Here is a 4,734-nt window from a genome sequence, read left to right as displayed (position 1 = left end):
GACGCCTAAAAATTGCGCCGCGGCGGGGGTGTAACTCCGGTCGGGCTACGCCCTCCCTTCGTCACACCCCCGCCGCCGAGTCTCATCCTGATTGACGCTGAATCTCACCTTGTTTGTCGCCGCGCAGCTCGCCACGCTCCGGTCTTCGAGAATGTCCATGACCTTTCGGCGCTCGAGATCAACGATGATCGTACCGTAGCGCCACGATTTTCTCCAACTCCAGTCATCGATACCGATGATCCGTGCAGGGGGTTCGTCGTCGACCCGTGAAGCAGTGCGCTTCAAGTGCCGAAGGATGGTGTCGTCGCTGATCGGCATCCCCAGCTGTTTCATCAAGCGCTCTCCGGGTCGTCCGCCTGTACCGTGACCCAGCAGGCCGACGATTTTGGCGACCCTCGTTGTCCTGCGGGCGTAGGGCGAGGCAATCTCCGGGACCGGGTCAGTGAATGTTTGCCGTTTGCACTGCCGATATGTGCAACGCCAGCGGCTCAACCGAAGCCTTACTGTCACTTCATTGCCTTGAATAGGCAGGTCCTGGAGACTGCGGTACGACCAGCCGTGCCGACTTCCGCTCTGTTGTCGGCAATCTGGGCATATGCCCGAAGATGGTCCGCAAGCAGACACAACCCAATAACCATCGCCGTTGGATACGACGCTTAGCACCTTAATGCCCGGACCGGGCGACCATTTCGATTTCATTCGCATGCCCGCCCATACCGGCGTGACTGCTAACGATTTGTTAACCACACAAAGTGAGGAAGACCCCAGTTAAGTGCCAAACGACATCCGGATCATCGATTTTCTATTTGACAGCTGTGGCCGTCGAGAAAAGCCTGCGGCGAGGGAGAGAAACCATTTCATCCGGATATGTCCTTTGCGGATACGCAGCTTTACTATGTGAGTTCTTGCGGCTCGAGGTCGCCTTCAAGGAGTTTTGGTCGCGCCAGGAGATTCTTCGGTTTCCACACCGGCAGCACGCAAGCCTGCAAAGATGCGTTCTCGATCTTCCTGACGTGCGATCCGCAGCGAGATCTCTCCCTTGATGTTCGCCATCAGGGCTGGCGCGTGCTCATTTATCCATTTCAACTCGGTCCTGGCCTCATCGATCCGGCCAGCAGCACCCAAAATTGCTGTCAAGACCATATGATGCATGGGATTGTAGTCGAGATCGGACATTCGCGACCAGAGTTCAGCCGCCGCCAAGTCACCGTCGATGAATGCACAGAGCGCCATCCCAACTTCAAAATAGCCCTTCGGACCGGCTCCCTTGCTCACAGCGTTCGAGATAAATCCGCACCCGGTCTCCCATTTACCGGACATCGCCAGGCGCAAACCATACTCTCCAGCCGCTTCTGTATCGTTAGGGTTGATCGCATAAGCAGCTGCACCGGCCCGCAAGGCAGATTGAATATCGTTTCTAAAAACGCTGGCGAGCATCAGTGCCTGCAGCGCGCGGGCGTTCTGGGGATCGAGTTCGACCGCGTGCTCAGCCAGCTTGAAAGACTTCTCCAGAGATGCCGAAGCCGGTTTCAAGCCGAGCTTATAGGAAAAACGCACCTCATCGAGAAACAGAAGCGCCAAAAACGCCTGCATCGTCGCATCCGACGGCGCTCGGATGATTGCCTTTTCCAGACAATCTTTCGCGACTTCGTGGGCCGGTTGCGTCATCTCGGTTCGATAACTGTAGTAGGCCAAGGTGCAGGTATAGGCGTCCCATCCGCCTACACTCTGGGACGCAATATCTTTCGTGTCGGTCTGGAAGATCACGCCGAACGGCTGGGCGACTGCCGTCGCAATGTCTTTTGCAAGAGCGCTTTGAATTTCGAATGAGCTTTGCGCGCGCAAATCTGAATCGTAGTTGTTCGCCCAGATGATTACCCCATCCGAACGCCGAACGAGCCGTGCAATCGATCGGACCTTTTCATTTTCCAATCTAACAGAGCCCTGCAGAATATAGCCTGAAGCGGTCGGGTTGCGTCCAGCAGACGCCGTCCCCGCAGTAACGACGATCTCTTTGAACTTGACCAGATTGCCGATGATTTCTTCTGTCAGGCCCATCGAGAGACTGGAAGAGCGGTCACTTACCACAACATCCCGGAAGCGCTCAACCGCGATTACCGGTCGAGCGGTTACCGTCACCATGGATGCAAAACCATTATCTGTTCCAACTGCTTTTATCAGCAGCGCGGAGGCGACCACCACAGCCACCACAGCGGCAGCAAGCGCCCCTTGCAACGGAAATCCGATGCGAAACTTGGCTTTTGGACGCTCGGGGGTCGCAGCCTGACACTCAAGCTTATATTCGATCTGGGATAGTGTCTCAGTCCCTGTCTGCTCGAGACCTTTGAACGCATCATTGAATTCGAAGGCCGGCACGTACCCACCTTTCGGAATCGTGATGACTACTCGTTCGCTCGGACCCGACAGCAGGTAGTAACGCTCAAGTTCTCGACGGATTCGGCCAGCTTCAATTCGAACGACCGGATCGTTTTGCGCGTCGAACGTGTCTCGTCGACCGAATACATCATGCGCAATGGTGAATGCCTTCAGGTATTCGGCCCGCCCCTCGAGGGTTTCGTTGACTACAAACCTCAGGAAGCTTCGAGCCCGCTCCGGCAGATGAAATTTGTCGCTGGAAAGGATACTGGCTAGTTGCTCTCGCACGTCGTCGGCAGAGGGTGCATCGATATGCTCCTTGCCTGAACTTGCAGCGACCATCAGATCCCTCGACTTCGATGCCCAACTTGAAGGCGAGTTCGGTTATAAAACGCCCTACTTCAATCACACTATATTTAGAACTCGCACAAGAATAGCCGCGGCTGAAAAAATCTTAGAATTCAACGACTCCGTTGACCACATATCCCGTCGCGTATCGTCGCGTATCATACCTGTGCGATCAAGGGGATCCACCTACTATCCAGCTCGGGTTGTTCAGTCGTGGGCGGGGGAGTATGGAAGCGGTATTGAATTCAAACGGCGGTAGCCCGGGGCTGCAGGCGGCGTTGAACCGCTTTCCTGACAAGTCTCTCCAGATACGACAACTTCTGCTTGGGCGCCAGAGTTTCCGTGGATTGTGCGACGACCTGGCTGTTGCTGACGACGCCCTGAGCAGGGTCGATATGTACTCGGCCGACCTACGCGAAGAACGCCGACGAGAATACGAAGAGCTGATTGAAGCTCTCGTCCAGGAGATTCGGGAATTCCTGGCGTAACTGGAGATTGCTCGCCATGTCTGCTCGTGCTCACTGCCGCTTAACTGCAGATCGTTTCTAACGCTTCCATATCTAGGATCTCGATGCGCCGAGAGCCATCAAGCCGGATCAGCTTGCCTCGCTTCAATCTTGTCATGGCGCGCGAAATCGATTCGATGGTTAATCCGAGATAGTCCGCAACGTCGCTACGAGGCATCGGCAATACGAAAGCGTGGAAGCCAAGCCGCGCCGACATTTCAAGCAGAAACGCAGCCACGCGTTCATCCGCGCTCGGTCGGCCGACGACGAGCTGTTGCTGCTGCGCGGACGACAGCGCCCAGAATATCGACGATAAGGGCACCGTCTTATCACCCGGGCTGGCATTTACGGACAGAATTCCGCTCGACCCAATAGCTTCCGCACTGAACTTCCGGCGCCTATCACGTTCAATCCCGAACCATTCTCCAGCCATATGAAACGAGAGAATCTGCCGCCGGCCACTTGTGAGCATCCGGTAGACGCGCACGGTCCCGAAAGCGACACAGAAGGCACGGTCCACCGGGTCCCCGGCGCAGTAGATTTCCTGCCCATCCGAAAATGTTAGGAGTGGAGCAGCTTCGTTGAGATGAGTGCGACTCCCAGTCCATATTTCTACAGTCATGTGACCTCGATAGACAGCGGCAACGGGCGCCTGTCGTTAAATGCGATTAAAATTAGTCCGGACGAAAAATCATACTGGTGACAGTAAGGGGCGCACGCGCAGGCGCAGCGTAACTTACGCGAATTTACGACTGGAGCCCGATGGCGCTCTTTCGCCAGCGAATGCGACCCTATTTATTCGCTTTTAGGCTGGCCAACGGTTGCATTAGGACGTGCCGTCCTCGCGCTCGGAGAGGTGTTTATGATCCCGAAGACGACCGTCGCGCTTGGCGGTGCCATTGCCATCATTCTCTCATCACCGCCGAGCCTGTCGATTGCCAAGCAGACGGCGGGCGGGCCGGCTGCTCAGGAACAACAGACAGCACCCGAGCCGCTCAGCGACGATGAACTCGAGGTGCTGGCGGCGCGTATCGCGCTTCACCCGGACGAGTTGGTGGCAATTATTTCCGCCGCCGCCTGGCCGGTCACCTATGCGGAAACGGGCATGAAAACCTTCGTCGTCAATCAGCAGGGCAGCGACCTCGGGCCGAGCACGGAAGCGATCGTGCCCTTCATCGACCGCTTCGATCCCGACGACAAGTGGGACGTGGGACCCGAATGACCCTTCGTCATCGAGACACAAACATGCCATTTATTTTGCCTCGGTTGCCTTTGCTTGCGAACCTGAATGGTTACCAACCCGGATGGCTACGCAGCGACATTTCCGCAGGTGTCGCTATTGCCGCGGTCGGATTGCCGAGCGCCATCGCCTATCCGGCCATCGCCGGGCTGCCGCCCGAGACGGGCCTTTATGCGAGCATCACGCCGCTTGTCGCCTACGCCCTTTTCGGTCCGTCGCGGCAACTGATCGTCGGACCGGATGCGGCGACGATGACGGTGCTGG

General features: G+C 56.7%; 4 protein-coding genes and 2 pseudogenes. 3 read left to right on the top strand and 3 right to left on the bottom strand.

All coding sequences use genetic code 11. From position 1 onward, the window contains the following. Positions 1-120: 120 nt before the first annotated feature. Together IB262_RS35250 and IB262_RS35245 are read right to left on the bottom strand one after the other, a co-directional pair. A pseudogene (locus IB262_RS35250) lies at positions 121-705 on the bottom strand (transposase family protein); the annotation flags it as partial. 219 nt (positions 706-924) lie between these two features. Then, complete coding sequence (locus tag IB262_RS35245) at positions 925-2,718, bottom strand: hypothetical protein (RefSeq protein ID WP_192494562.1); 1,794 nt, start codon at positions 2,716-2,718, stop codon at positions 925-927. A gap of 233 nt (positions 2,719-2,951) precedes the next feature. Between IB262_RS35245 and IB262_RS35240 the strand changes: the two genes are divergently transcribed. Beyond that, the gene (locus IB262_RS35240; RefSeq protein ID WP_192494561.1) at positions 2,952-3,212 is read left to right on the top strand and encodes a hypothetical protein; all 261 of its coding nucleotides are present in this window, start codon (positions 2,952-2,954) and stop codon (positions 3,210-3,212) included. Positions 3,213-3,252: 40 nt separating this feature from the next. Here the strand turns inward: IB262_RS35240 and IB262_RS35235 are convergent, their stop codons facing one another. Further along, positions 3,253-3,852, bottom strand: a complete 600-nt coding sequence (locus IB262_RS35235) for a helix-turn-helix domain-containing protein (RefSeq protein WP_246802842.1) — start codon at positions 3,850-3,852, stop codon at positions 3,253-3,255. Between the two features lie 456 nt (positions 3,853-4,308). On the opposite strand from IB262_RS35235, the pseudogene IB262_RS36330 reads away from it, so the two are divergent. Together IB262_RS36330 and IB262_RS35225 are read left to right on the top strand one after the other, a co-directional pair. Further along, a pseudogene (locus IB262_RS36330) lies at positions 4,309-4,452 on the top strand (DUF2950 family protein); the annotation flags it as partial. A 23-nt stretch (positions 4,453-4,475) separates the two neighbouring features. Continuing rightward, positions 4,476-4,734 (top strand): SulP family inorganic anion transporter (locus tag IB262_RS35225; RefSeq protein ID WP_192494558.1); only part of this gene is annotated, 259 nt, incomplete at its 3' end.

Origin of the sequence: Ensifer sp. ENS02 (assembly GCF_014851885.1) — a bacterium.
Classification (GTDB): Bacteria; Pseudomonadota; Alphaproteobacteria; order Rhizobiales; family Rhizobiaceae; genus Ensifer; species Ensifer adhaerens.
This window is presented reverse-complemented; position numbering and strand designations above follow the sequence as displayed.